Annotated in this window: 22 protein-coding genes, 1 tRNA gene and 2 pseudogenes; 13 read left to right on the top strand and 12 right to left on the bottom strand. The window is 71.9% G+C overall.

The genetic code is table 11. From position 1 onward, the window contains the following. The first annotated feature begins 86 nt into the window (after positions 1-86). Entirely contained in the window at positions 87-1601 is a 1515-nt protein-coding gene (locus tag ACZ7M7_RS22955) for an alpha/beta hydrolase (RefSeq protein WP_472119775.1), read from the top strand. On the opposite strand, the pseudogene ACZ7M7_RS22950 reads toward ACZ7M7_RS22955, so the two are convergent. Next, positions 1534-1789 (bottom strand): annotated as a pseudogene (locus tag ACZ7M7_RS22950) (ATP-binding protein); the annotation flags it as partial. The gene ACZ7M7_RS22955 and the pseudogene ACZ7M7_RS22950 sit on opposite strands and share 68 nt — an antisense overlap. 137 nt (positions 1790-1926) lie before the next feature. On the opposite strand from ACZ7M7_RS22950, the gene ACZ7M7_RS22945 reads away from it, so the two are divergent. Together ACZ7M7_RS22945 and ACZ7M7_RS22940 are read left to right on the top strand one after the other, a co-directional pair. Next, the gene (locus ACZ7M7_RS22945; RefSeq protein ID WP_472119772.1) at positions 1927-2979 is read left to right on the top strand and encodes an alpha/beta hydrolase family protein; all 1053 of its coding nucleotides are present in this window, start codon (positions 1927-1929) and stop codon (positions 2977-2979) included. A 142-nt stretch (positions 2980-3121) separates the two neighbouring features. Further along, positions 3122-3871: a DUF4142 domain-containing protein gene (locus ACZ7M7_RS22940; RefSeq protein WP_383604234.1), complete on the top strand. Its 750-nt coding sequence runs from the start codon at positions 3122-3124 to the stop codon at positions 3869-3871. 48 nt (positions 3872-3919) lie between these two features. Here ACZ7M7_RS22940 and ACZ7M7_RS22935 read toward each other — a convergent pair whose 3' ends face one another. Together ACZ7M7_RS22935 and ACZ7M7_RS22930 are read right to left on the bottom strand one after the other, a co-directional pair. After that, entirely contained in the window at positions 3920-4501 is a 582-nt protein-coding gene (locus ACZ7M7_RS22935; protein ID WP_383604237.1) for an Rv1733c family protein, read from the bottom strand. A 102-nt stretch (positions 4502-4603) separates the two neighbouring features. Then, positions 4604-5368, bottom strand: coding sequence for a sugar isomerase domain-containing protein (locus ACZ7M7_RS22930; protein WP_472119767.1), 765 nt, complete (start codon positions 5366-5368; stop codon positions 4604-4606). 130 nt (positions 5369-5498) lie between these two features. Between ACZ7M7_RS22930 and ACZ7M7_RS22925 the strand changes: the two genes are divergently transcribed. Continuing rightward, positions 5499-6383, top strand: coding sequence for a MurR/RpiR family transcriptional regulator (locus ACZ7M7_RS22925; protein ID WP_427839420.1), 885 nt, complete (start codon positions 5499-5501; stop codon positions 6381-6383). A 68-nt stretch (positions 6384-6451) separates the two neighbouring features. Here ACZ7M7_RS22925 and ACZ7M7_RS22920 read toward each other — a convergent pair whose 3' ends face one another. The 3 genes and pseudogenes from ACZ7M7_RS22920 to ACZ7M7_RS22910 form a co-directional block, all read right to left on the bottom strand. Next, positions 6452-7483, bottom strand: coding sequence for an N-acetylglucosamine kinase (locus ACZ7M7_RS22920; protein WP_472119764.1), 1032 nt, complete (start codon positions 7481-7483; stop codon positions 6452-6454). Positions 7484-7651: 168 nt separating this feature from the next. Continuing rightward, positions 7652-9153: pseudogene (locus tag ACZ7M7_RS22915) on the bottom strand (glycoside hydrolase family 3 N-terminal domain-containing protein). Between the two features lie 70 nt (positions 9154-9223). Then, positions 9224-10246: an ABC transporter substrate-binding protein gene (locus ACZ7M7_RS22910; RefSeq protein WP_472119761.1), complete on the bottom strand. Its 1023-nt coding sequence runs from the start codon at positions 10244-10246 to the stop codon at positions 9224-9226. 132 nt (positions 10247-10378) lie between these two features. On the opposite strand from ACZ7M7_RS22910, the gene ACZ7M7_RS22905 reads away from it, so the two are divergent. From ACZ7M7_RS22905 to ACZ7M7_RS22885, 5 genes are all read left to right on the top strand, one after another. Next, positions 10379-10450, top strand: a tRNA-Pro gene (locus ACZ7M7_RS22905). A 3-nt stretch (positions 10451-10453) separates the two neighbouring features. Further along, positions 10454-12793 carry a hypothetical protein gene (locus ACZ7M7_RS22900; RefSeq protein ID WP_472119758.1) on the top strand — a complete coding sequence of 780 codons (2340 nt, stop codon included), beginning with the start codon at positions 10454-10456 and terminating at the stop codon, positions 12791-12793. A 401-nt stretch (positions 12794-13194) separates the two neighbouring features. Further along, positions 13195-14226: a lysylphosphatidylglycerol synthase transmembrane domain-containing protein gene (locus tag ACZ7M7_RS22895; protein ID WP_472120251.1), complete on the top strand. Its 1032-nt coding sequence runs from the start codon at positions 13195-13197 to the stop codon at positions 14224-14226. Positions 14227-14409: 183 nt separating this feature from the next. Further along, positions 14410-15612 (top strand): MFS transporter, encoded by a 1203-nt coding sequence (locus tag ACZ7M7_RS22890; protein ID WP_383604257.1) that lies wholly within the window; start codon positions 14410-14412, stop codon positions 15610-15612. Between the two features lie 83 nt (positions 15613-15695). After that, positions 15696-16346 carry a TetR/AcrR family transcriptional regulator gene (locus ACZ7M7_RS22885; RefSeq protein WP_472120249.1) on the top strand — a complete coding sequence of 217 codons (651 nt, stop codon included), beginning with the start codon at positions 15696-15698 and terminating at the stop codon, positions 16344-16346. Positions 16347-16409: 63 nt separating this feature from the next. On the opposite strand, the gene ACZ7M7_RS22880 is transcribed toward ACZ7M7_RS22885, so the two are convergent. Next, entirely contained in the window at positions 16410-16607 is a 198-nt protein-coding gene (locus ACZ7M7_RS22880) for a response regulator transcription factor (protein WP_472119755.1), read from the bottom strand. A gap of 289 nt (positions 16608-16896) precedes the next feature. On the opposite strand from ACZ7M7_RS22880, the gene ACZ7M7_RS22875 reads away from it, so the two are divergent. The 4 genes from ACZ7M7_RS22875 to ACZ7M7_RS22860 are packed head-to-tail and all read left to right on the top strand — an operon-like array spanning position 16897 to position 20838. Then, on the top strand, positions 16897-17544 hold the full coding sequence (locus tag ACZ7M7_RS22875; RefSeq protein ID WP_472119752.1) for a YczE/YyaS/YitT family protein: 648 nt from the start codon (positions 16897-16899) through the stop codon (positions 17542-17544). Continuing rightward, positions 17541-18230 (top strand): O-methyltransferase, encoded by a 690-nt coding sequence (locus ACZ7M7_RS22870; RefSeq protein ID WP_472119749.1) that lies wholly within the window; start codon positions 17541-17543, stop codon positions 18228-18230. The genes ACZ7M7_RS22875 and ACZ7M7_RS22870 overlap by 4 nt, the downstream gene beginning before the upstream one ends. After that, on the top strand, positions 18227-19789 hold the full coding sequence (locus ACZ7M7_RS22865) for an MFS transporter (RefSeq protein ID WP_472119745.1): 1563 nt from the start codon (positions 18227-18229) through the stop codon (positions 19787-19789). The genes ACZ7M7_RS22870 and ACZ7M7_RS22865 overlap by 4 nt, the downstream gene beginning before the upstream one ends. Further along, positions 19786-20838, top strand: a complete 1053-nt coding sequence (locus ACZ7M7_RS22860; protein ID WP_472119742.1) for a LysR family transcriptional regulator — start codon at positions 19786-19788, stop codon at positions 20836-20838. The genes ACZ7M7_RS22865 and ACZ7M7_RS22860 overlap by 4 nt, the downstream gene beginning before the upstream one ends. Here the strand turns inward: ACZ7M7_RS22860 and ACZ7M7_RS22855 are convergent. The 5 genes from ACZ7M7_RS22855 to ACZ7M7_RS22835 all read right to left on the bottom strand — a co-directional run bounded on the left by ACZ7M7_RS22855 (position 20779) and on the right by ACZ7M7_RS22835 (position 25367). Next, the gene (locus ACZ7M7_RS22855) at positions 20779-21387 is read right to left on the bottom strand and encodes a TetR family transcriptional regulator (RefSeq protein WP_472119739.1); all 609 of its coding nucleotides are present in this window, start codon (positions 21385-21387) and stop codon (positions 20779-20781) included. The genes ACZ7M7_RS22860 and ACZ7M7_RS22855 overlap by 60 nt on opposite strands. Further along, complete coding sequence (locus ACZ7M7_RS22850; protein ID WP_472119736.1) at positions 21384-22643, bottom strand: chorismate mutase; 1260 nt, start codon at positions 22641-22643, stop codon at positions 21384-21386. The genes ACZ7M7_RS22855 and ACZ7M7_RS22850 overlap by 4 nt, the downstream gene beginning before the upstream one ends. 28 nt (positions 22644-22671) lie before the next feature. Beyond that, positions 22672-23433 carry an AfsA-related hotdog domain-containing protein gene (locus ACZ7M7_RS22845; RefSeq protein WP_383604279.1) on the bottom strand — a complete coding sequence of 254 codons (762 nt, stop codon included), beginning with the start codon at positions 23431-23433 and terminating at the stop codon, positions 22672-22674. A 78-nt stretch (positions 23434-23511) separates the two neighbouring features. Continuing rightward, entirely contained in the window at positions 23512-24123 is a 612-nt protein-coding gene (locus ACZ7M7_RS22840) for an acyltransferase (RefSeq protein ID WP_472119732.1), read from the bottom strand. A gap of 38 nt (positions 24124-24161) precedes the next feature. Then, entirely contained in the window at positions 24162-25367 is a 1206-nt protein-coding gene (locus ACZ7M7_RS22835; RefSeq protein ID WP_472119729.1) for an FAD-dependent monooxygenase, read from the bottom strand. Position 25368: the final 1 nt, after the last annotated feature.

The raw sequence follows: 25368 nt of genomic DNA, 5'->3' as shown, positions 1-25368 counted from the left end.
GTGCCGGACTTGACTGGCACACGCTATCGATAATCATTTTCATTTGCTAGCCCGTTCTTACCTCGCTTCGGAGAATCGGAGAGACCTTGACCGCCCTGCCCCGCCCCACCGCCCTGCTGTGCGCCCTAGTGGCCGCGGCAGCCCTGCTCCCCACGGCCGGCCCCGCCGGGGCCACGGCCGGAACGGCCCCCCTCGGCTTCGGTGCCTGCCCGGACTCCGTACCGGCGCCGCCCGCACCCGACCGCGTGGAGTGCGGCCGCCTCACCGTCCCGCTCGACCGGAGGCACCCGTCCGGCCCGGGCATCGAGATCGCCGTCTCGCGCGTCCCCGCCTCCGGCACCCCCGCCGAGCGGCGCGGCATTCTGCTGGTGAACCCCGGCGGCCCGGGCGGCTCCGGGCTCCCCTACGCGGTGACCAAGCGCGCCAAACTCCCCGCGAGCGTGCGGCGTTCGTACGACGTCATCGGCTTCGACCCGCGCGGGGTGGGCCACAGCGCGCCGGTCGGCTGCGGAGCGATGGGCGGTCTCTTCGCCGCTCCCGGTGCCGATCCGGTGCCGACGACCCCGCCGGCCGAGCGGTCGTACCTCACGTCACTGCGCCGCCTGGCCGACGACTGCGCGACGGGCGCGGGCGATCCGATCCTGCCGTACCTGTCCACCGAGCAGACGGCGTACGACATGGACGCGATCCGCGCCGCGCTGGGCGAGCCGCGGACGAGCTTCCTCGGTGTCTCGTACGGCACCTACCTGGGCGCGGCGTACGCGGCGCGCTTTCCGCACCGGGTGGGCCGCATGGTGCTGGACAGCGTGGTCGGGCCCTGGGACTGGTACGACTTCGACGTGATCCAGAGCCGGGCGATGCTGCGGGCCCGCGACACGTTCTTCGGCTGGACCGCCGCGCATGCCGAACGTTTCGGGCTGGGCGGCGATGCGGGCGCCGTCCGGCGTTCGTATCTGCGCGTTCGCCAGGGCCTGGGCTCACATCCGGTCGGCGGCTTCGGTGCGGCGGAGTTCGACCGCGCCGTCTATCGCGCTCTCGGCCGCACCGAACGCTGGACGGGCCTCGCCGACGGGATGCACGGCTACCTGACGGACGGGAGCGTGGCCGGGCTGGGGCCCGCAGCCGCCTTCGACAGTCCGGAGTCGCGCAACTACGAGGCGGCCAACCGGATCGTGAAGTGCGCGGACGGTCCGGGGCCGACGCCCCGGGAGGTCGTGGCGGACGTACGGCGCATACGACGTACCGACCCGCAGCCGGTCCTGACCGGCATGGAGGCGTCGGCCTGCGCGTACTGGCACCACCGCCCCGCGCGGCACACCTCACTGGGCAGTCCGGCCGCCCCTCCCGTCCTGCTGGTCGCCTCGACGCACGACCCGGTGACCCCCATCGACGGCGCCCGGCAACTGCGTGAACTGCTGCCCGGCTCCCGGCTGGTGACGCTCGACGACGACTACTCGCACGGAGTGTTCGCCAGCCGGGGCAACGCCTGCGTGGACCGGGCGGTGGCGGGCTATCTCGTCGACGGGGAGGTGCCTACGGTGGACGTGCGCTGCGCCGGACCGGGACTGCCGGTCCCGGCAGCGGCTGCTCCGTCCAAGTGATCTTCCCGTTGGCGTGTACCTCGTCCCCCGGCGCTCGGTGAGCCGGGCACGAGGAACAGGCCGCTGCCGTCGGAGACCTCGCAGGCCAGCGCGCGGTCGCGGAGCAGGCGGAGCTGGACGGGGCCGGTGGCGTGGCGGATGGCGTCGGGGATGAGTTCACCGGCGACCGGTTCGGTGGTCAACGCCAGGACGATGCCGCTGCGCGGGGCTCGAACCGTGAACCCTTCCGGCACTCCGATGCGGTGACCGGGGCGCCCGGAACACCGTGGCACCGGGCCCGCCGCTGCGGGAGCCAACCGTGTCGGAGCGCGGGATACTTGGCCGCATGCGGTACCCGCGGTTCGTGGCCCGTCCCGCCGTCGGGCTGGTGCTGGCGCTCGTGACCGCCGTCGGCTGCAGCGGTAGCGGCGGTGACGGCGACGAGCCGGCGCGTACGGATCCCCCGGCGTCGAGCAGAGCAGGTGGCGGCAGCCCGAGCGCCGCCACGCTCACCCCCTCCCCCACCCCCGCCGACCCCGTCTCCCTCCCGGCCCTGATCCAGCGCGAGCACCGCGGCTCCGACCTCCGCCTCGGTGCCGTACGCGTCCGCACCGACGCCTACACGCAGTACGCCGTCACCTACCGGTCCAGCGGCCTGAAGATCTCCGGCATCATCAACGTCCCCACCGGCAAGGGCCCCTTCCCCGCGCTGGTCCTGGCGCACGGCTACATCGACCCGGACGTGTACGTGACCGGCCAGGGCATGCCCCGGGAGCAGGACCTCCTCGCCCGCAACGGCTACGTCGTCCTGCACACCGACTACCGCAACCACGCGGGCTCCGACGACGACCCCGACAACGACGTGAACCTCCGCCTCGGCTACACCGAGGACGTCATCGCCGCCGTCCACGCGCTGCGCTCCGCCGCCCGCCCGGACGTCGACGACGACCGGATCGGCCTGATGGGGCGGTCGATGGGCGGTGGGGTCGTGTACAACACGCTGGTCGTGGCGCCCGGCCTCGTCGACGCCGCCGTCGTGTTCGCGCCGGTCAGCTCGCGCCCCGAGCAGAACATCGACCACTTCCAGCGCCCCGAGGGCGACCCGCTCGTCGCCGAGATCGAGGCCGCGCACGGCACCCCCGAGGAGAACCCCGAGTTCTGGCGGCAGGTCTCGCCGGTCACCTACGTCGACCGGGTCACCGAGCCCCTGCTGATCCATCACGGCACCGCCGACGACACCTGCCCCCTGGCCTGGACGAGGACGACCGTCGCGGCGTTCGAGGCGGCGGGCAAGGACGTGGAGCTGCGGACGTACCGGGGCGAGGGGCACACGTTCGGGCCGCGGTGGCCGGACTCCATGGAGGCGACGACGGCCTTCTTCGAGCGCCACCTGGGCTGAGACCCGCTCAAGCCCCGCTCGTGTTGCGGCGCGTGTGACGCACCACGCACAGCGAACCGCAAGTTTTTTCGCGCGGCGGTGATTGTTTCGCGCGTCCCGTCCGTACCTCCTGGCGTAGCAGCCGTTCATCTCTGGAGGCACGATGCCCTTCTCGCGCCGCATGGTAGGAACCGTCTTCGTGGGAGGCGCCCTCGTCCTGACCCTCTCCGCCCTTGCCTACCCGGCCATGCTGGGCGTGGAGAGCACCTCCGCCAACCAGGACCGAGTCATCGCCAACACGCAGTACGGGCCGTTGACCGAGGCCGACCGGGACTTCGTGGTCAAGGTCCGCGCGGCAGGCCTGTGGGAGCACCCGCTGGGCATGATGGCGATGCAGCGGGGCACGACCCCGGAGATGAAGGAGGCCGGCGAGCACCTGGTCGTCGGACACGCCCGGCTCGACCTCGCCTGCCGCAAGCTCGCGTCCGAGCTGAACATCACGCTGCCCAACCAGGCCAGTCCGCAGCAGCAGCAGTTCGTGGCGACGGTGGATTCCAAGACGGGCAAGGAGTTCGACGCCACGGGTGTCGCGATCATGCGGGTGACGCACGGGCAGATCTTCCCGGCGATCGCGAAGATCCGGGGCACCACGCAGAACAGCCTGGTCCGTCAGCTGGCCGACCTGGCGAACGACACCGTGCTCGACCACATGACCATCCTGGAGAAGACGGGAATGGTCAACTTCGACGCCAACAACTTCCAGCAGACCTCGCCGCCGAAGCTCCCGAAGGACCAGATGACGCCGCCCGCGCCGCAGCCGGGCTCGCCGGTCCTCACACTGGCGATCCCGAAGGGCCTGGAGGACCTGAACACCGCGTCCCCGTCGGCGCTGCCGAGCGCGGACGTCAAGTAGGAGCGGTTGCCGCGCCCCGGAGTTCCTCCGGGGCGCTGTCACGCGGCATCAGCCCGTCTTGCGCCCCCACGGCGTGTCCAGCCGCTCCCACTCCGCGTCCCACTCCGCCAGTCGGCGCCGCTCCAGCCCCAGCCTTACCACCCAGGTCGACCCGAGCACGATGCCTGCGCCGGCCGCCCCGGCCAGGAGGCCTCCGGCGACCGAGTGCAGCTGCATCTCGCTCTCGGAGAGCGGCTCATTGGCGATGACGCCCTTGCGGTCCGTCCACACCTCGACCTTGCTGCCCGCCTGCGACTTGGGCGGTACCCGCGCCTCGTCCGTGTGGGTCGTGCCGTCCGGGTCGGTCCAGCGGACGGTGGTCCACACGAGATGGTCGGTGGTGACCCGCGAGGCCCCGGGATCCTCCGCGTCCATGACGAGTACGGCCGTCACCTTGCGACTCTCGGCCCGTTGCTGCTCCGCGGAGGCCACGACCGCGTCCGCCGCAGCGATGCCCGCGAACAGGGCGGCGCCCACCGCGAACAGCCACCCGCACAGCACGACCCAGGCCTCGATGACGTCGCTGCGCCGCCTCAGCGGGCTGCGCCGCCACCGCCACAGCCGCACCCTCGAACATCCAGACGCAGCCATGCCGACACCCCCTTGAGCACCGACAGCACTCCTCCAGTGTGCGCCCACGTGGCGTCGGGCGCGCGCGCTCGGCCACCAGTCGAATGCACCATGCAGAAGTGATCAGCTCGCGGTGCGCCGGATCCGTCCGGCATACCGCCTCTCCAGCTCCAGGTTGCCCTCGAACCCTCCCGGCACATTGGCCGAGACGTACACCGGCGGGCGCTCCCCGGCGGCGATGAGCAGGGTGGCCGCCTCCGCCACGGCCATCTGCACGAGCATCACGCCGGTGAGCGTGGACAGGGCGCACACCGCGCCGCCGCCCGGCAGCTCCAGCAGTGCGTCGCCGCGCGGGGCCGCGTTGTCGAGGACCACGTCCGCGAGGTCGGCGAGCTTCTTGCCGCTCGCGTGGCCCGCCGGGACGGCCCGGGTGTGGGCGAGGGAGGTGATGGCCAGGATCCTGTGGCCCTGCTCCTTGGCGTGCAGGGCCATCTCCACGATGACGTTGTTGACGCCGGAGTTGGAGATGATGACGAAGAGATCCTGGGCGTGCGGGGCGGCCAGGTCGTAGATCCGGGCGGCCACTCCGGGCTCGCGCTCCAGGAGCGGGTCGTCGAGGACGCCGGGCGGGGCCCCGCCGTACAGGACGAGGTCGGCGATGCCGAGCCGGTTGGTGGGCACCAGTCCGCCCGCCCGGCCGGCGACTTCGAGGACCGTCGCCTGGGAGTGACCGGTACCGAAGGCCTGGATGACGCCGTCCGCTCGTACGCAGTCGGCGATGAGCCCGGCGGCGCGTGCCACGTCGTCGCGGGCGGACTCGGTCAGGCGGTCGAGGACGGTCATGCTCTCGCGCACGAAGCGCTGGGCGCTCACGGACTCGTCGGACACGCGTCACTCCCCACTCAGGGATGGCAAAGTTGGATTGAACCACCCTGCATGACTGCATTGATGAATCATCGAATCATTTCGGTCCTGGTATTCAACCTGTTCGGTAATCGGTGGCTGATACCTTCCCCGTATGCCCCCGACGGACGTCACCACACTGATCCGCACCGAGCTGCCCCGGCTGGCCGGTTCCCTGCGGAAGGTCGGCGAGTTGATCCTCGAGGATCCGGCCGCCGTCACCCACTGCTCGGCCGCCGAGCTGGGCCGCCGCACGGGCACCTCCCAGGCGACGGTGACCCGGTTCTGCCGGGCCATCGGGCTCGACTCCTACCAGCATCTGCTGATCGAGCTGGCCCAGGAGCGCGGCCGTGGCGAGGTCTCCGACTGGGGCAGCGCCGAGATCGGTCCCGACATCTCGCCCGACGACAGCCTGGAACGGGTCGTCCAGGTCGTCGGCAGTGCGGACCTGCGCGCCATCCAGCAGACCATCGAACGGATCGACCTCGACGCGCTGGAGCGGGCGGCCCAGGCCCTGGCGCGTGCCCGCCGCATCGACGTGTACGGCGTGGGCGGCAGCGGCGCCGTGGCCCAGGAGACGGAGACACGGCTGTTCCGCATCGGCTGCCAGGTCCGCGGCTGGACCGAGGTGCACGGCGCGGCCACCTCGGCGGCCCTGCTCACCCCGGCCGACGTGGCCATCGGCATCTCCCACTCGGGTGCCACGCGCGAGACCCTCGAACCGTTCGAGATGGCCAAGGAGCGCGGCGCCACCACCATCGCCATCACCACCGACCCGCGCTCACCACTGGCCAAGGCCGCCGGCATCCGGCTCATCTCCGCCACCTCGGAGACCAGCTTCCGCACCGGCAGCATCGGCGGCAGGCACTCCGTCCTGATGATCGTCGACTGCCTCTACGTCCGGGTCGGCCAGGTCTCCTACCAGCGCGCCAGCGCCTCACTCGCCCTGACGGACCACATCACCCCGCAGCACGCGGTGAAGAGTCGCCGGGCCCGCTGAACCTGGCGGGACGGGGCTCGCCACGAGCGCCCGCAGGCCGGCGCGGTGCGGGTGCGCGCCGATGCCGCTCAACTCCCGTACCCCAGACGGGCGAGGCACACGGCACCCAGTGAGCCGTCGGCCACCCGGTCGGGGGTAAGGCCGAGGAGGCGGAGCCCGGCGGTGAGCGGTTCGGTGAGCGGGCCGTCCTCGCCGAGCAGGCCGCCGGTGACGACGATGCGTTCGCCGGGCCGGGGTTCGAGGGCGCGGACGGTGGCCGTGAGGTGGTCGGCGGCCGTTTCGAGGATGCCCGCGGCGACGGCGTCCGCGTGCCGGGCTGCCTCGGCGACGAGCGGTGCGAGCCCGGCCAGTTGGACCGGCGGCCGGTCCATCACGGCGGGGAGCAGGTGCATGCGGTAGGCCTCCCGCCGGGCCCTCGTCCAGGTTCCGCCGGCGTACGGGTCCGGAGACTCCCCCGGCAGAACGTCCTCCGGCACCTCCAGCTCCCGCCCCACCGACGCGGCCAGCGCCGTCGGCCCGCCCCGTCCGTCCGCCATGCGCAGCGCCATCCGTACCGCCTCGCGCCCGATCCAGAAGCCGCTGCCGTCGTCGCCGAGCAGCCAGCCGTCGCCGCCGGCGGTCTCGGTGCACACGCGTGCCGTGATGCGCGCCGCGACCGCGCCGGTGCCGGCCACCAGGGCCAGGCCGTCGGCGGGGTTGCCGGGCGCGGCGGCGAAGGCGGCCTCGATGTCGCTGTGGATCTCGACCGTGTCGGTGCTGATGCCGAGCCTGCTCAGCGCGACGGTGAGGGCGGCGTGCGCCTTGACCCGGCCCGGTTCGTCCGGGGCGGTCCGTGAGGCGCCCGCGAACCCGCCCGCCACCGCCACGACTTGGCCACGCAGCTCTGCCGGCACGGCGTGCGCGAGGGCCTCGGCGAGGTGCTCGGTGAGCTGCGGTCCGGGGACCGTCAGGGCGTTGCCGGGGCCGGAGACGCCCTCGCCCGCGGGCTCACCGTCGCCGAGGGGCGCCAGGACGGCGCGGGTGCGGGTGCCACCGGCGTCCAGGCCGACGACGTATGCATGCGCCCTCTTGGGCGAATTCTGGTTCACATCACTGTTCATCGACGACCATGGCGGTTGGTACATCCGTGACGGACCGGGCCGAGGCCCGGCCCCGAGCCCGCAAGAGCGGGCCCGGCCCGTGCAGGATCTCATCCACACGTTCCACTTGGGGTGTCTTCCACCTCTGGTTGCTGAGGCCGTACGGCCGTCCTGAGTACCGTCGGCCCGTCAGCTCCCGGTGCCGCCGGTGACGCCCGCCAGCGCCTCGGCCACCGCCCGCAGGTTCACGCGGCCCCGCCCGTACGAGCACAGCGCACCGCCTTCCGGCAGCCCGGTGTCCACCCGCACCGCGTCCGGCCGCCGCTCCAGCAGGGCGTCCCGCAGCCGAACCTGCCAGGGGTGCAGCCCGGCGTCGCAGGTGGCCACGACCAGCGGGGCGGATCCGCAGCGGCGCAGCATGCCGTCGACGAATCCGGCCGGGTCCGCCGGTTCCCCGGTGACCGCCGTGCCCGTGGCCGTGGGGTCGACCGCGCGCATACCGGTCAGCAGGTCCTGGCCGCCCCAGTTGAGGGCGGGGTGCGGCGGCGGGAACAGGTCGACGACATGGGCGCCGCGGACGGGGGACGGCACGCCCCGGCTCCGTACGGCCCGGCGGGCGGCCTCCGGTCCGGCGCCCGAGTCCCAGTCGGCCACGTCGGCCGCGGGGGTCGCGTACCGCTCGGCGAGCCGGCGCACCCGTCCTGCGGCCTCTTCGATCCGCTCCTCGGCGAGCTGACCGGTCCGCAGCGCGTCGAGCACGGCGTCGCGGCAGTCGAGGTGACGTTCAAGTCGCCCACGGCGACGATCACTTGGTCCGCACCGGCGGCGAGTGCGATGCGCGTGCCGGCCGCCTCGCCGTACCGGCCGGCGATGGCCTTCATCTCCAGCGCGTCGCTGACGAGGACGCCGTCGAAGCCGAGGTCGTGGCGGAGCAGGTCGCCCAGGACGCGGCGGCTGAGCGTGGCGGGGCGGTTGGGGTCCAGGGCCGGGAACACCACGTGGGCGCTCATCAGCATCGGCACGCCCGCCGCGATCGCCGCGCGGAACGGTTCGAGATCGGCGCGCAGTTCGTCGTACGGCCGTGGGTCGACGGCCATGCCGTGGTGGCTGTCGGTGGCGGTGCCGCCGTGGCCGGGGAAGTGCTTGGCGCACGAGGCGATGGAGCGGGCCTCGGTGGCGGTGATCCAGGCGCGCACGTGGCGGGCGGCGAGCTCGGGGTCGGCGCCGAAGGACCGGGTGCGCACGATCGGGTTGTCGGGGCGCTGCTGGAGGTCGGCCACGGGGGCGTAGGAGGCCGTGATGCCGAGGGTGGCAAGGTGTCCGGCGAGTGCGTCGGCGCAGCGGGCGGTGAGGTTGGGGTCGTCGACGACGCCGAGGGCGTAGGAGCCGGGGACGTCCGGAGCGCCGGCATCGACCAGGTGGCCGATGCCGCCGCCCTCGTTGTCGATGGCGACGAGGAGGTCCGGGCGTATCGCGCGCAGCTCGTCCGTGAGGCGGCGCACCTGCCGCGCGTCACGGACGTTGCGGGTGAAGAGGATGACCCCGCCGAGGCCGCGGTCGATGAGCTCCTTGAGCGTGTCCGGCACGCTCGTGGCGCCGTCGAACCCGGCGACGAGACAGCGGTGGGCGGCTTCGTCCAGGTCGGCGGGGAGGCCGGCCGACCGCGGTGACGCGTGCTCGAAGTGGCTCACCCCGGCAATGCTCTGGCTGGGTCAGCCTAAAGTCAACCTTGCGATGGATGGCTGATTCAGCAGCAGGCCCTCACGTGGACAGCTTCTTCGCCTTCCCCACGGCTTCCGCCAGCCGTTCGAGCACGGGCGCGTACCCGGCGTAGCTGAAGCGCTCCTCCATGGCCCACGGCACGGTCTGCCCCGCCTTGACCGCGGGCAGCTGCCGCCAGGTCGCCTTCGCGGCGAGCTGCTCTTCGCTCATCGACGAGGAGCGGTTGTCGACCATGATCAGGTCCGCGTGGTACTTGTCGGCGTTCTCCCAGCTCAGGAACTCCCAGAAGCCCCACTCGTCGGACTTCTTCCCCTCGACGAACTCCACGCCGAGGTCCTTGTAGTAGTTCAGGTCGACGTAGGAGTCGGGGACGGCGACGTAGAACTGCTCGTTGTCGCCGGTGATGGCCATGACCTTCAGCCCCTTGTTGGCCGCGGCCGCCGCGCGCAGGGTCTCGACCGCCTTGTCGAAGCGGGCCCTGGCGTCCGTCACCCTCTTCGCCTTCAGGTCGGCGCCGAGCGCCTCGGCGAGTTCGGCGGTGCGCTTGAGCGGGTTCAGCAGGGAGGTGCGGGCGATGCTGATGCCGACGCTGGGCGCGAGCGCCTCGATCTTCTTCCGGCTCTCCTGCGGGACGTACCAGAGGTCGGGAGCCGGGAACATGTTGCTGATCAGCAGATCGGGCCCCAGCGCCGCGTACTTCTCGACGTTGAACTGCCCCCAGTCCGTACCGAGACTCGTCAGCTTCGCCACGTCCATGTCGCCGGCCTGGGGGTTGGGCTTGCCGTCGACCGGCTCGGTGGGCCCGAAGACGCCGTCGCACTCGATGCCGTAGTCATACAGCGCGGCCGCGGCGCTGACGAAGGCGACGAGCGTTTCGGGCGCCTTGTCGAGGGAGACCGTACGCCCGCGGTCGTCCTTGAAGGACCAGGGACCACCGCCCGCCTCGCGCGCCTCACCCTCGGCGTCCCCGTCCCCGCCGCAGGCGACGAGCAGCGAGCCGAGACCGAGAGCGCCGCCCGCGGTGAGCAGTCGGCGGCGGGACATGGCTGGGACTGGGGCCATGGTCGACCTCCCCTTTCAATGAAATTAAGGGAAGGCTAACCTAAGTCATTTTCGGGTCAAGAGCCGGTGCGCTCGTAGCCCCGGAAATACGGTTGTCCGTTGATCAACCCGGCACCTAACCTCAGCCCTCATCGGCGTGTAGCTCAGCAGCAGAGCACCGGGCTCGGGACCCGGAGGGCGCAGGGGCGGAACCTGCCACGTCGGCTTATGGACGACAACGCTGAGCAGCAGCCCCGCACCGCGGCCCCCGCCTACCCGGCGGCCCAGCTGGCCAAGGCCTTCACGACCGCGCTGACCCACGAGGACGCCGACACCCGGCGTCGGGCGCAGGAGCGCGGGCGGCGCTGGCGGGCGGTCCTCGCGGGGATGGCCGCGGGGCGGCTGACGGCCGGGGCGCGCACCCCGGTGGCGGGGCTGCCGGCCTGGGTGACCCTCGAGGTGGTGCGGGGCGGCTTCGCCACCGGCACCACGAGCGCGGGCGGCCCGCTCCAGCCGTACGAGACCGAGGCCGCGCGGCAGTTCGGGGTACCGGCCGAGCGGCGCGCGCTCTTCGCCCACTGCCTCACCGACGCGGGACTCGCCTGGCTGTGGGACCGGCTGGACAGCGGCCACTACCAGATCGGCGTGCCCGAGGAGGCCGCGCTGCTCACGATGGCCTGGCTGGTGCGGCACGGGGAGACGGACGCGGCGCTGGATCTCGCGGCCGAACTGGAGCCGTTCGCCGACCAACTGCGCTTTCTGCCCCGGCCGGTGGAGGGCGCTGCGTCGACGGACGGCCCCGCGCCGGCGAGCAGCACGGCGGAGGCGACCGCGCCCGTCCACCGGTACACCGTCTCCGACTCGGTCGACTCCCTGATACGTCGGCGGCCCAGCGCCGCCGTGGAGACCCAGCGCGAAGCCCTCGCCGTATGGCAGCCGTTCGGCGACGAGATGCTCGTCCACTGGCTGGAGACGGCAAGGAACGGCCGGGTGCTCGAACTCGCGCCGGACGCCGACTGGTTGGCACGCACTGCCGCCCTGCTGGACCGCTACCGGCTGCTGGCCGCGGACCACACCCGCTGCACCAAGCACCGCAGCCCCAAGCAGAACCTGGGCATTCTGCGCGGCGCACTGGAAGAGACCGTCGCCGGACGGCCGTTGGACGCGCGCCGGCTCGGTCTGCTGCGGCACGCGGTGGACTCCATGGTGCGGCGACGCGGCCTGCCCGGCTCCGCACCGCACACTGCGCTGCGCCGGGAGCAGGCGCGCCAGGCGGCGCTCCCGTCCCACCACGCACTGGCCCAGCTGATGCTGCGCCGACTCGCCGCACTGCCCCAGGACACCGGCATCACGGAGGTCACCCCGCTGCTGACGCCCGTGACGGAGCAGGAGGAACACGAGACCGGCCTGCCCACGGGGACGGAGATCCCGCCGGTGATCCGGCAGGTGGTCGAGTCCGCGCTGAGCGCGCCGATCGGCACGCTGGTGGAGCGCGGCGTCGTCCCCTCCGCTGAGGTCCTGGCCGAGCTGGTACCGCAGTTGGTCGCCACCGCCACCGCGCAGGCGTACGGCGACGAGACGCTGCGGGCGCTGATGGCCGCGAACTACCGCGCGTTCCGCAACCGCCGCTCGCTGCTCCTGCTCAACCTGGAACGGCAGGTCCGAGTCGAGGAACTGCCCTGGGTGCGGGCGGTGTCCGGGCAGCGCGCCGCAGTCCTGGGCAAGCCGGACGAGGAAGGTGCGCTCACCGTGCTGCGGCAGCTGGGCGAGCTGGCGGTGCAGGCCTTCCCCGGCACGATCCTGCCCAACCCGCTCATCCGCGAGCTCGGCGTGCTCGCCCGCCAGTGCGACCTGGGCGCCCCGTTCGTGGAGGAGCTGGCCGCCGACATCTTCATGGGCACGTTCGGCCCGAAGTTCCTCAAGTCGGCGCGACTCGCGGGCGAGTTGCTCCGCGGCACGCTGTACGAGCACTACTACGGCATCGACTACGCCTCGATCCGCAACCTCGCGATCGCCGAGACGGGCGCGGCGCTCAGCCGTTCCTACGGCGCCCGTACGTCTCCCGGTTTCGCGCGGTTGTGCACGGAACGGGCCGGGACGGCGTCCGGCTCCGAGTTCTGGTCCGTGGCGGCGAACGGCAAGGTGATCGAGCAGGCGCAGATCCTCACCACGCACAACCTGGCCACGCTGGTCCACCGGGTAGGCATCGCCCCACAGCCCGGCTGGTCCGACCTGGCGCGCCGCTGTCTCGACACGGTGTGCCGGCTGACCGCACAGGTGCACAACAACAAGCGTCCCCTCCCCACCATCAAGGACGCGGCGTACGCCTGGCGCCAGATGCTGTTCGCCCTGTCCCTGTGTCCGCCCGACGAACTCCGGCGGTTCCTCGCCGCCCTGGACGAGCAGACGGCCCGCCACCCCGCCCACGTCAGGTCGCGACTGGCACCCGCCCTGACGGGCCTGGCCCTGGTCGCAGACGGCGGCAGCTTCGACACGGACGGCACGGCGAACGAGGGGCGCGCACGCCGGTTCCTGGGGTGGAGCACGGAACGGCACTGGATGCGGTGAGGGGCGGGGCGCCCGGGAGGCGGGGCGAGCGCGGGAGCGGGGGGCTAGGTCGTGTCCGCAAAGTCCCGTCGTCCGCCCGGAGGGCGGGCCCCGCGGCGTCCGGTGCGTGCTCTCGGCGTGCCGGGCGTCGCGGGGCAGGCGGGACTTTGCGGACACGGCCCAGGGCCTGTCGTTCGGCTCATGCCGGCGGCGTGGGGCGGCGCAGCAGCCCCGCGAGCCCCTCGGCGCGAGCGGCGGCAGGGCCGCATCCCCGGTCGCGTCGCCCGCCCGCCGACGTCGCTTCGGCTTCCGGACACCGCCGCGTCATGCCGGAAGGGCACGTTTCCCACGTCCCCTCCTGCCTCGCCCTCAAGCCGTCCGCCCGCGTCCGCGCGGGTGGGACGCGGAAGGACGACCGCGCCGTGTCCTCGCTCCCGCTCAGCGATCTCCCCGGACCGCTGCCCGCCTGCCCCGTACCCGCCGCCACCCCCACGTCCGTCCGTCCCCGCCCCCGCTTCTCCCCCGCACGCCTCGTCCGCCACGTGCTGACGCTGCTCCCGCTCCTGCTGATCGGGGCATGGGCGGTGACCGACTGGCACACCGTCCAGGACGGCGCTCGCCGGCTCGCCTCCGCCGACCCCTGGTGGCTGCTGGCCGGCTTCTTCTTCACGTGCATGGGCTGGGTGACCGCCTCGGTCGTCCGCCAGGGAGCCATACCGGAACGCCTGCCGCCGGGCCTGCTGGTCGCGTCGCAGTTCGCCGCCGGCGCCGCGAACCACGTACTGCCGGCCAGCATCGGCGCCCACGCCGTCACCCTGCGCTTCCTGCAGTACTGCGGCATACCCCTGGCCCGGGCCACCGCCTCACTCGCGCTGTACTCGCTGGTCAAGCCGATCGCGAAGACGGTGGTGCTGCTCGGCTTCCTCGTGGCCTTCCCCGAGCTGCTGCACCTGGGCGAACTCGTCCCGGACGAGCGGACGTTGCTCCTGGTCGCCGGAGGCGTGACGGCCGCCCTCGTCACGGCGGGCGTGCTCGTGACGACCGTACGACCGCTGCGCCGCCCCCTCCTCGGCTTCGTCCGCACCGCCCTGACCGACGCGCGGATCCTGCACACCCGGCCCAGCCGCGTGCTGGCCCTCTGGGGCGGCGCCGCCGCCACCCCGCTGCTCCAGGCCAGCGTGATCGCCTCGGTCGGCTTCGCGCTGGGTCTGCCGCTGTCGTGGACGCAGGTGACCCTCGCACTCCTCCTCGCCAGCACCGCGGTCGGCGCGGTCCCGGCGCCGGGCGGCATCGGCCCCGTGGACGCGGCCCTGGTGTTCACGATGGTCACGTTCGGCGCCCCGATGAGCCTGGCCGCGGCCACCGTCATCGGCTATCGCGTCCTGACGGTCTGGGTGCCCCTGCTGCCGGGCGCCCTGGTGCTCTCCGTCATGGTCCAGCGCAAGCTTCTCTGACCCACCCGCCGGGGGCGCCCGCCGCAGCCGCCCGGCATCCTCGCAGCCCATTGAATAGACGCGACGACTAGTCTAGTCTCTTGAGTAGACGCAACGGTAAGTCTCGTCTCTGACCTGTGTGCGTCTCCTGTTCACAACCGCTCATGAGAGGCCACACCCGTGGGGAATCCGACCGTCCGCGCCATGGACCGGACCAACGCACCAGAGAGGGTGAAGGGCGGCGGGCTCGCCGTGTTCAGCGTGGCCTTCGCCTTATGGATCACCATGGCGGGCACCACGGCACCGACCCCCCTCTATCCGCTCTACGGCGAGGAGTTCGGCTTCACCCCCTTCACCGTCACCGTGGTCTTCGCCGTCTACGCGCTCGGCGTCGTCCTCGGGCTGCTGGTCTTCGGCCGGCTCTCGGACCAGGTGGGACGCCGCCCCGTACTGATCGCGGCCACCTTCCTGTCCGTGTGCGCCGCGGCCGTCTTCCTGATCGCCGAGAACCTCGGGGCCATACTCGTCGCCCGTGTGATCTCGGGCTTCTCGGCGGCCCTGGTGACCGGCGCAGCCACCGCCTCCCTCGCCGAACGGCTCGGGCCGGACGCCCGCGTGAAGCCCGCCACGGTCGCACTGTTCGCCAACATGGGCGGCCTGGCCTGCGGCACGCTGCTGGCCGGCATCCTGGCCGACGCCGCCCCCTCCCCACTGCGCACTCCCTGGGTCGTCATGCTCGCGCTGGCCGCCATCGGCATGCTCGGAGTCATGGTGAACGGGGAGAGCTCCGCCCACCGGTCCGGCTTCTCTCTCCAGTTCCAGCCGCTGCACGTGCCGAGCGAGATCCGCTCGGACTTCCTGCGCTCCGCGATGGCGGCCGGTTCGGGCTTCGCGGTGCTCGGCGTTCTGACGGCCGTGACCGGCCTCTTCCTCGGCACGGTGCTGCACGAGACCAGCCACGCGCTGACCGGCCTCGTGGTCTTCGTCGCCTTCGCCTGCACCGCCCTCGGACAGCTCCTGGTGCGCACCCTCAAGCCGGCCACCGCCCTGCCCGCGTCCTGCCTGGGCCTGATCGTCGCCGCGGGTCTGATCGCCACCTCGATGGCCACCGGCACCCTGGCCCCCCTGCTCGTCGGCGCCGCCGTCAACGGACTGGCGACCGGCATCGCCGTCGGCCACGGCATCGGCAGCATCACCACGCGCAGCGCTCCTCAGCACCGCGGCGCCTCGGTGTCCACGTTCTTCGCCATCCTGTACTCGATGCTCGCCGTGCCCGCGATCGGCGTGGGCGTCCTGATCCGCGAGACCAGCCTGCGCCCCGCCGGTGAGACGTTCAGCGCGGTGGTCGCCGCGCTCTCCCTCGGCGTACTGCTCAGCCTGGTGCGCACCGGTCGGAAGACCGCCTGAGTCCACTCCCCCGCACAGCGGTTCACCCCGGGGCCCTGTGCCAGAATCTCCCCACACGCACGACTTGAAAGGTTGACGGGACCATCAGCGCCACGCGGAAGTCAAAGCCGGCCTGCGAACAGAACCCGGTCATCAGCCGAACCGGCCCACGCCGCAGCGAGAGCGTCCGGCTCGCGGTTCTGCACGCCGCCGACGATCTCCTCGTCGAGCGGGGGTTCACCGGCCTGACCATCGAGGGCATCGCCCAGCGCGCCGGCGTGGCCAAGCAGACGATCTACCGCTGGTGGAAGTCGAAGGTCGACATCCTTCTGGACACCCTCATCGACGACGCCCGCGAGGCCCTCGAGTGGCGGACGGACGAGTCCGCGAGCACCGAGGAGAACCTCGCGTCCCATCTGCGGCGCGTGGCCGACTTCTTCGAGGAGCCGGCGGGCCAGGTGCTCCAGGCCCTGCTCGGCCAGGCCCAACTGGAGAGCGACACGGCCGTGTCGCTGCGGGAAGGCTTCCTGAAGGAGCAACGCGAGCGCGACGTGACCGGCCTGCGCGAGCTCCTCGCCCACGACCACGAACTGGTCGTGGACGAACGGACCCTCGATCACCTGGTGGACCTTCTGCTCGGCCCGCTGTACTACCGCGTGCTCGTGTTCGGCGCAGCCATCGACCAGGAGCTCGTGGACACCACGGCCCGGCTCGTGCTGACCCTCGCCCGCGACTCGTCGTCCGCGTCCCCCTGACGGACCGTTGCACATGAGTGGCCCCCGGCGGGAAGCGCCGGGGGCCACTCTCACATACAACGCTCAGTGCAGGCTGATGCAACCGTTCCTGATTCCCGAGATGACGGCCTCGGTACGTGAAGCGGCGCCAAGTTTGATGAAGATCGAGTGCACATGAACCTTCACGGTGCGCTCGGAAATTCCGAGCACCCTCCCTACCATCCTGTTGGAGTATCCCTCCTTGATGCCGTCAAGGACCTGGCACTCGCGCGGTGTGAGCATCGAAGCCGACCTCGGCACTAACCCCTCGGACCCCGGACGGGATACGCGAGACATGTGTTCCCCCTGTCATGCAATGGTCATAAGTCACCCAGGCAACGATTGCGCGTTGCGGAATAATTATATGGCCGAGATTCAATCATGGCATCAAACGTGGGTTACCTCACACTTGAAGTTGTATCTTGAAATTCTTAGCGGTGAGGTAAATTCCATTCGGTGAAAGTGTATGTTGCACACAACGCACTGGATTAATAACCGGGTGGTCAATAGAGTGAAGCCCGGAGGTGAGCCGATGCTCATTCACCGCGAACGGCGAAACAATCACTTACTTTATCTGGCGGGCTGCCTCGTCTTCTCCGCCGGCGCCTATCTCTTCATCCACTCGGATCTGGGCACCGACCCCCTCGACGTGTTCGCGCTCGGACTGCTGGAGCACGTACCCGTCACTGTGGGCCTCTCCCAGGCCACGGTGGCCGCGATCTGCCTGGCCGTCGTGGCGGCCTGGACCCGGACCCGACCCCTGCTGTCCCCCCTGTTCACGTTCTTCTTCTGCGGCACCGTCATCGACCTGCTGCGCTGGTCGGACCCGGCTCGCGACCTGCCGATTCCCTCCCCTGGAGTCCTCGCGGGCGCGGTCCTGCTCTGCGCCTACGGCTCGGCCCTCATCATCATGAGCGGCTTCGGCATCCGGGCCATCGATCTGCTGGCCCTCACCATGACCAGTAAATGGCGCTGGCCCTTCTGGACGACGAAAGGGCTCATTGAGGCCTCCCTCATGACCCTCGGATTCCTTATGGGCGGACCACTGGGAATCGGGACGATCTGTTTTCTGGTGGGGGTGGATCTACTCATCCAGCCCCTCATCAGAGTCAATTCAAAGGTGATCCGGAGCAATATTCCGGATACCCTCGGAAGCCCCTTCAAGGAAGTACGGACATGACCTCCTCACTTTTCTCGCCCCGCATTCAGGACGTGGTGAATCACATTGCGTCCGAGCAACTGCGGATCGACGAAACAGAACAGCCGAAACTGCTCGAAAAGATAAAGCAGCGAGAGATTCCCTGGACTCCTGAGGAACTCGTGGCCGCGTGCGCCGGCGGCTACTACGCCGCCCCGGCGACCATCGGCCGGATGCTCTACACCTGTGTCCGCGCCATGCGTCCGCACACCGTATTCGAGTTCGGCACCTCGTACGGATTCACGGCCATCCATATCGCGGCGGCCCTGCGCGACAATGGATCGGGAAAGCTGTACACCGTGGACCTGCACGCCGGAAAGTGTCTGGCGGCCCGGGACAATCTCACGTCCGCCGGTCTCGACGAATACGCCGAAGTCATCACCGGTGAGGCGGTGGCCGTGGTCTCCTCGTTCGCCCGTCCGATCGACTTCCTTTATCTGGACGGCTGGGTGGATTTCTATCTCGACGTCGTCCGTGCGGCCGAACCCCGGCTCCGTGCGGGTGCCTTGGTGCACGCGGACGACACCGAGAAGTTCGCGGCCGGCGCCCGCCCCTATCTCGACCACGTCCGCGATCCCGCCAACGGCTACGTCTCCCTCGGCATCACCGACGGCCAGGGCCTCGAACTCTCCACCTACACGGGCCCGTCCGAACGGGCCCTCTCATGACCGCCGCCCCGTCGGCCGACCCCGTGCAGTCCACGGCCGCACGGGGCGGTGCACTTCCCGGTTCGCGTACGGCCGCCGCCGCCCTCGGGATGTGCGTCATGCTGGTGTTCGGCCTCGGCGCGAGTGTGAACCTGGCGGTCGGCCGGCTGGCCACCAGCGCGCTGCACCCGACGCCGACCCAGGTCCTGTGGATCGTCGACAGCTATCTCATCGTCTTCGGCTGTCTGCTGATCCCGAGCGGCGCCCTGGGAGACCGCTTCGGCCGCAAGGGGGCCCTGCTCGCCGGTCTGGCCCTGATGGTCGTGGGGTCCCTCGGATCCGCCGTCTCCCCCACCGTGCCCCTCCTGCTCGCGGCACGAGCCGTGACCGGTGCCGGTGCCGCCCTGATCCTGCCCAACAGCCTCCCGCTGCTGATCGGTTGCTACGCAGCCGACAAACGCGGTCATGCCGTCGCGCTGTGGACCGCGCTGAGCGGCGGCGGCGGTGTTGCGGGCAATGTCGTGGGCGGTGCCGTTCTCCAGTACTTCGACTGGCAGGCCCTGTTCGCGGTCGCCGCTCCCCTGGCCGCGTTCGGACTCGCGGTGGCCGCGAGGTCCCTGCCCCGGGTCGAACGCCATCACCACCCCGTCGACACGGGCGGGGTGCTCCTCCTCGTCGTCGCCGTCTTCTGCGTGCTGTTCGGCATCATCGAGGGCGCGGAACTCGGCTGGGCCTCGCCCGCCGTACTCCTGGCCCTCGCCGCCGGAGCGTCGTTCCTCCTGCTCTTCTGCCGCCACGAACTCCGCCGAGCGGAACCGATGCTGGACCCCCGGGTGTTCCGCCGTCCCGGCATGCGCGCGGGCACCCTCGGCATCGTCGTCTCGTTCATCGCGATGTACTCGGTGTTCTATCTCAACGGCCAGTACCTGATGAACGTGAAGGAGTACCCGGCCGCGCTGGCAGGCCTGGGCACGGCACCCCTGGCCGTCGTGATCTTCCTCGTCTCGCCGCGTGCCGCCCGGCTGGCCGACCGGCACGGAGCCCGCCCCGTCGTCGCTTGCGGACTGCTGCTCGTGGTCGCCGGACTGGGGCTGTTCTCCCTGTGCGGACCGGGCACGCCCTATGTGCTCTACGCCGGGTGCATCGTCGTGGTCGGTGTCGGCTCGGGGCTGTCCAATCCGCCGCTGTCCAACGCCGTCGTCACCTCCGTGCCCGCGCGGCAGGCCGGGGTCGGCTCGGGCGTCAACAGCTTCAGCCGGGAGATCGGCGGAGCGCTCGGATTCGCCGTCTTCGGCACGCTGCTCAACATCCGGTTCACCGACGCCCTCCCCGCCCGGCTGCGGCATCTGCAGGACGACTCGGCCGGCGGGCAGGCCCTGGGGACCACCCTGCGCGGGGCGCGGCACCTCGGCTCCGACGACGCCGCGCGGCTCGCCGCTCAGGTGCGCGAGGCGTTCAGCACCGGCATGGCCGAGTCGTTGCGGGTGATCGGCGTCGTGCTGCTGCTGGCGACGCTGCTGGTCGTCAACTGGCTGCGTCCGCACGACGCACAGCGGAACTCTTCTCGGGAGAAGCATTGAGCGCCACCGGCATCGAAGACTCCGGCCACGACCGGGAGTGGGCCGACGGGCTTGCGGGCCCCTGCGGGCCGGCCGTGGACATGCGGCTGCTGCCGGCCCTGGACGCCCTGCTCCAGGAGGGGAGCGTCACCGGGGCGGCCGAGCGGCTCGCGCTGTCCCCGCCCGCCATGAGCCGCGCCCTGTCCAAGATCCGCCGCGCCCTCGGCGACCCCGTCCTGGTCCGTGCCGGGCGCGGTCTGGTGCCCACACCCAGGGCACTGGAACTCCAGCCGAAGGTACGGGCGTTGATGCGGGAGGCGGAGTCACTGCTCACGCCGAGCAGGCAGCAGGACCTCACCCGGGTCGACAGGACGCTGACCATCGTCGCGGACGAGGCCTACGCGGCGGTCCTGGCGCCGGTGCTGCTGAACCGGGCGAGCACCCAGGTGCCGCTCGCCCGGTTCACCTTCACCGTGCAGAACTCCCACGGCAGCGCGCCGCTGCGGGAGGGCGCCGTGGACATCGAGGTCGGCATCATCGACGAGCCCAGTCCCGAACTGCGGATCGAGCCGCTCTTCGACGACCGGTTCGTAGGAGTGGCAAGGGCCGGTCATCCGCTCCTCGACGGCGCGGTGACGGCGGAGGCCTTCGCGTCGGTGCGGCACATCAGCGTCTCCCGCAAGGGCCGTATGACGGGCCCGATCGATGCCGCCCTGCATGCCCGCGGCCTGAGCCGGGACGTCGTGGCCGCCGTGCCGAGCTACGGCGAGGCGCTGCTGATGATCCCCGCCGGCGACTTCGTGACAGCGATGCCCCGCTCGCTGGCCGGCAGCGCGCGCGGGGCCGTGGGCGTCGAGGTGTTCGACCTCCCGGTCGAGACGGAGCCCATCAGCATCTGTCAGGCGTGGCATCCCCGGCACGACACCGAGCCGGTGCATCTGTGGCTCAGGCAGGCCGTACGGGCGGCGCTCACCCGGCAGACTCCCGGGGGCCCCGCCGTCCGGGGCGGTTCAGGAGATCCCGGCGAGCGAGAGGCGGACCGGACCGTCGAGCAGCAGACCGACGACTGAGGCCGACGGCGGCACCCTCGGCGCGTCCGACGGACCACCGGGCCCGACGACGGCGCCGAGGAGCAGCCGGGCCGCGAGTGCGGGTGCGATGTCACCGCGTACGTCACCCTGGGCGGCGGCGAGTTCCAGCAGCTCCGTCAGCCGCCGGACCACCGCGTCACGGCAGACGGCATCGGGGTCTTCCCTGCCCGTCCAAGGGTGCGTTCCCCAGAAAAGGGCATGTCCCGCGGGGTCGCCCGACGCCGCGTCGGCCAGTGCGCGCAGCAGTGCGGCGAGGGTCTCCACGGGCCGGCCGTGCGGCGGCGCGCTCGCCGCGAGCAATGCCCGCACCTTGGTGCGTGCCGGCGCCGTCACCGCGTGCAGCAGCTCCGCCTTGTTCTTCACATGGCGGTACAGCGCGCCCTTGGTGACGCCGAGACGGTCGGCGAGGTCGCTCATGCTCGTCGCGTCGTAGCCGCGCTCGTGGAACAGCGCCGTCGCGGCCGCGAGGAGGGCCTCACGACCGCGACGACGAGGCGGGGGCGGCGCCGCCCCCGGGGGTGCGCTCACCGTGCCGACCGCCCCCGGCACAACTGGAGCAGGGCCTCGGCGAGTCCGGCGCCGCCCTCGCCCAGTTCCTCGGCGTACCGGCCCCGTACCGCGTGCTCGCGGCCGGCGTCCAGGTGCGTTCCGCCACGACCGGTGCGCAGGCGCTGGATCTCCCGGGACGTCCGCAGCCGTTCCTTGAGCGTGCCGATGAGAAAGCGGTCCAGGTCGTCGATCTGCTCCCGCAGCTGTGCGATGTCCTCGGGTGTGGGCTGCGCGGGGCGGGGCGCCCCGGTGGTCGTCTCGTCGGCTGCCTCGGTGGGCATCGTCCTGCTCCCTTCGTACGAGTCGTAGACGTGGCACAAGTCGTTGGGGTGGCACGGGTCGTGGGGCCGGGACGGGTCCTGCGCCGCCGTGTACGACCCCAGGGATCTCAGCCCCGGTACGCGCAGCCGGAGCAGTCCGACGGCGCGTGCGGTGGGCGGCTCGTCGGCTCGGCCCGGGCAGTCGGCGAAGAGGAGCGACCCTCTCCCGCCGTCGTGCACCGCATACAGGGACACGGCCCGCAGAAAGGGGTGGCGCCGCAGGTCCGCCAGGAGCCCGTCGGCTTCCTGCGGCCGCCCGTCGAGCCGCCCGATCATCGAGGTGCGGTCGGCGGGCGCGAGGTCGGGCAGACCGCGCCCGCCGGAGCGCGCGCACAGCAGGAACCGGGTGGTGGCGCCCGCGGTGTCCTGTATCCCGGAGGCGGCGACCCGCAGACCGTAGGGGGCGGCGGTGAACTCTCCGGCCACCGCGGCGTCGCACTCCCCGTCCCGGACCAGGCGCGCCGCCTCGGCGTTGGAGGCCGCGGGCAGCCGGTGTGCCCGTGGCACCCGGCCGCTGAGCCAGCCGCCGACCTGCCGCAGCGCGTGCGGGTGCCCGCTCACCGTACGGATCCGGGCGAGGGGCGTTCCGGGCCGGACCAGCAGGGCGAACTCGATGCCCAGCACGACCTCGCGCAGCACGCTCGGCGCGGGCGACTCGGCGAGCGCCCGCAGCGTGTCCGGGACCATCCCCGCCACCGTGTTGTGCACGGGAAGCATGGCGGCGTCGGCGTCTGCCCGGACCACCAGCGCCAGGGCCTGCGAGGCCGTGGCGGCCGGTGTCAGCCGGGCACCCTGGGCCTCGGGAAGCGAGCGCAGCGCCCGCTCCGTGAACGTGCCGCGCGGCCCCAGATAGACGAACCGCCGTTGCGGGCGCGGAGGTCGGTCCACGGCGGGCCGCGCCCGTGGGTCGTGCACCCGTGGGTCCTGTACCGGCGGTGTCATGTCACACGGCCGCGAGAGCCGCATCCATGGTGCTCGCCACGGCGCTCTTCGCGCGCCGGAGCTCCTTCTCCTCCAGAAGTCCCGGGGCGAAGGCGGCGGCGTCGATGGTCACACTCGCGGCGACCCGTCCGGCCTGCTCCACCTCCACCGTCGTACGGACCGTGAGCCTGCTGGGCTCCGAGAGGTCGGACTCGTCCACCGTCAGCCGCAGCGTGGCCCCGACGGGGAACAGGAAGTTGGAGAACGAGGTGTTCATGGAGTTGAGGACGATGTAGTAGCGCTGCTGCGGCCAGCGCGAGGTGAAGTAGTGCTCGATCACCGTGAGGAACATCTGGCGGGCGGCCTCGACGGCCACCATGCCCTGCACATGGACGCGGTCCTGCACGTCGACGAGGAGTTCGTTGTGGTCGTGCAGGCGCAGCCCGGCCTCGTACGTGCGCTCGTCGACCTGGCGGAGTCCGGCGACGAGGACGTTGTCCTCGCGGGCCTTGTGCAGTTCCTGGCGGCGGGCCGGCCGCCCGGCGGAGTGCACCAGGACGATCCGGTCGTCGAGGTTCCGGCGGGTGATCGCGTCCTGGAGGTAGGAGAGCTCGAACTCCCCTATCCCCTGGCCGGTGACCACGTGCACCGGACCTTCCACGGTGTCCAGGTCACCGGCGTCGAGCGCGTGGGTGAGTTCCGTGAGCGTCTCGGCCCCGACGGCCTCGGCGAAGTCGCGGAACCGGTCGCCGACGACGAGGCGGGAAGTAGCCGTGCTGGTCATGATCGTGCCTCCTGGCTCTGGGTGGGGAACCGCGGCCGGTGGGGCCGCGGGAGTCGTCCGGGGGACCGGGAAGTCGCCTCAGCGGGCCCGGTAGTCGTGCAGGGTGACGTGCTCGGGCTCGTCCGAGTGGCCGAGGGCCTCGTCGGGCCTCCGCGCGGTCGCGGGCTCGGCCGGGTGCAGGCCGGTCAGGCAGCGCTGGGCCAGCTTCTGGTACTGGAGGGTTCCGTTGCCCTTCCAGGCGATCTCGTCCGCCGTGAGTTCGCGCAGCACCTTGGCCGGGCTGCCGGCCACCAGGTGCCGTTCCGGCACGTGGAAGCGGGACTTGACGAAGCTGGCGGCGCCGACGAAGGCCTGCCGCCCCACGACCACGCCGTCCATCAGGACGGACTTCATGCCGACGAGGCTGTCGCGCCCCACCCGGCAGCCGTGCAGCACGCTGCCGTGACCGACGTGGCCGTCCTCCTCGACCACCGTGTCCGCACCGGGGAAGCAGTGCAGCACACAGCCGTCCTGCACATTGGAGCCCGCGCGCAGTTCGATGCGCCCGAAGTCGCCGCGCAGGCTGGCGAGCGGGCCGACGTAGCACCCGGGCCCGACGTCGACCGAGCCGATCAGTACGGCGTCCGGGTGGACGAACGCCGTGGGGTGGACGACGGGGACGTTGCCTTCGAAGGAGTAGGTCCGTGCCATGGTCATTCTCACCGTTCGTCGATGGTCGTCGGAGTCGCTCACACCGGCGTCGGCGCCGAGCGCAGCGGGCTGAGTGCGTCGTGGCCGTGGATCCAGGCGAGGTCGTCGGGCAGCCGCGTGAGCCGCTCGTTGCGGGCCCGGGCCTCGGCGCCGTCGGGCAGTTGGAAGCAGGTGGCGTTCTTGCGGGAGCCCGCCTGCAGCAGCCGGGTGCGCGGCCGGCGCAGTTGCTCGTACGACCGCAGGGCCGTCGCGACCTCGTCGGCGCCGGCGCGGCCGAGGAGGTGCGCGAGCACCACCGCGTCCTCCAGCGACTGGTTCGCGCCCTGGCCGTGATGGGGCAGCATCGCGTGGGCCGCGTCGCCGAGCAGGGTGACCCGGCCCGCGCTCCACGTACGTCGGGGTTCGCGGTCGTACAGCGCCCAGCGGCCGGGCCGTTCGCACGCGGCAAGGATCTCGGTGACGAACGGGTGCCAGCCGTCGAAGGCGGCAAGCAGGTCGGCGCCGTCGCCCTCGGTGGACCAGGACTCGATCGTCCACTCGGTGTCGGGGACGACGGCGAGGAAGTTCAGCGCCGCGCCGTCGGCCACCGGGTAGGCGATGAAGTGCCGGCCGGGTCCGAGCCACAGCCACAGCACCCGCTCGGCGAGTTCGGGGATGTGCCCGAGCCGGTCCATCGGGACGAGGGCGCGGTATCCGCTGGTGCCGGAGAACACGGCCTCGTCCGGCCCGAAGACGCTGTCGCGTACGGCGGAGTGGATGCCGTCGGCGCCGACGACCGCGTCGGCCTCGCTCTCGGTGCCGTCGGCGAAGCGGAGGACGGCGCCGGCGCCGGTCTGCGCCACCTCGGTGCAGCGCGCGCCGAGCTGGACACGGTCCGCTCCCAGCTCGGCGAGCAGGGCCTGCTGCACAGCCGCCCGTTCGACGGTCCAGAACGGCGCCTTGAACCTCTCCTCGTACATGCCGGTCAGGGTGTGCGTCACCATCGACCGCCCGGTGCGCCAGTGCCGGAAGTCGGCACGCACCGGCTCCACGGCCGCCGCTCTCAGACGTCCCGCGACACCGAGGTCCCTCAGGGCGCGGTGGCCGTTGGCGCCGATGGCGATGCCGGCGCCCCGGTGGGGGGCCAGTTCACCGGCCTGCTCGTGGACGACGACCTCGATGCCCTGGCGCCGTAGTCCGATGGCGACGGCCAGGCCGCCGATGCCACCGCCGACGACGGCCACGTGCGGGCGTTTGGGCGCCATG

It is taken from the genome of Streptomyces sp. NPDC111606, from assembly GCF_055656945.1.
The sequence above is the reverse complement of the archived record's forward strand: the minus strand, read 5'-3'. Positions and strand labels throughout refer to the sequence as shown.

What these genes read in the sequence shown, in the direction of transcription:
- ACZ7M7_RS22870 (WP_472119749.1), top strand. Translation starts at nt 17,541, where the DNA reads ATGACCTCCTCACTTTTCTCGCCCCGCATTCAGGACGTGGTGAATCAC.
- ACZ7M7_RS22845 (WP_383604279.1), bottom strand. Translation starts at nt 23,433, where the DNA reads ATGACCAGCACGGCTACTTCCCGCCTCGTCGTCGGCGACCGGTTCCGC.
- ACZ7M7_RS22865 (WP_472119745.1), top strand. Translation starts at nt 18,227, where the DNA reads ATGACCGCCGCCCCGTCGGCCGACCCCGTGCAGTCCACGGCCGCACGG.
- ACZ7M7_RS22900 (WP_472119758.1), top strand. Translation starts at nt 10,454, where the DNA reads ATGGACGACAACGCTGAGCAGCAGCCCCGCACCGCGGCCCCCGCCTAC.
- ACZ7M7_RS22910 (WP_472119761.1), bottom strand. Translation starts at nt 10,246, where the DNA reads ATGGCCCCAGTCCCAGCCATGTCCCGCCGCCGACTGCTCACCGCGGGC.
- ACZ7M7_RS22880 (WP_472119755.1), bottom strand. Translation starts at nt 16,607, where the DNA reads ATGCTCACACCGCGCGAGTGCCAGGTCCTTGACGGCATCAAGGAGGGA.
- ACZ7M7_RS22920 (WP_472119764.1), bottom strand. Translation starts at nt 7,483, where the DNA reads ATGAACAGTGATGTGAACCAGAATTCGCCCAAGAGGGCGCATGCATAC.
- ACZ7M7_RS22940 (WP_383604234.1), top strand. Translation starts at nt 3,122, where the DNA reads ATGCCCTTCTCGCGCCGCATGGTAGGAACCGTCTTCGTGGGAGGCGCC.
- ACZ7M7_RS22925 (WP_427839420.1), top strand. Translation starts at nt 5,499, where the DNA reads ATGCCCCCGACGGACGTCACCACACTGATCCGCACCGAGCTGCCCCGG.
- ACZ7M7_RS22935 (WP_383604237.1), bottom strand. Translation starts at nt 4,501, where the DNA reads ATGGCTGCGTCTGGATGTTCGAGGGTGCGGCTGTGGCGGTGGCGGCGC.
- ACZ7M7_RS22840 (WP_472119732.1), bottom strand. Translation starts at nt 24,123, where the DNA reads ATGGCACGGACCTACTCCTTCGAAGGCAACGTCCCCGTCGTCCACCCC.
- ACZ7M7_RS22835 (WP_472119729.1), bottom strand. Translation starts at nt 25,367, where the DNA reads ATGGCGCCCAAACGCCCGCACGTGGCCGTCGTCGGCGGTGGCATCGGC.
- ACZ7M7_RS22890 (WP_383604257.1), top strand. Translation starts at nt 14,410, where the DNA reads ATGGACCGGACCAACGCACCAGAGAGGGTGAAGGGCGGCGGGCTCGCC.
- ACZ7M7_RS22945 (WP_472119772.1), top strand. Translation starts at nt 1,927, where the DNA reads ATGCGGTACCCGCGGTTCGTGGCCCGTCCCGCCGTCGGGCTGGTGCTG.
- ACZ7M7_RS22875 (WP_472119752.1), top strand. Translation starts at nt 16,897, where the DNA reads ATGCTCATTCACCGCGAACGGCGAAACAATCACTTACTTTATCTGGCG.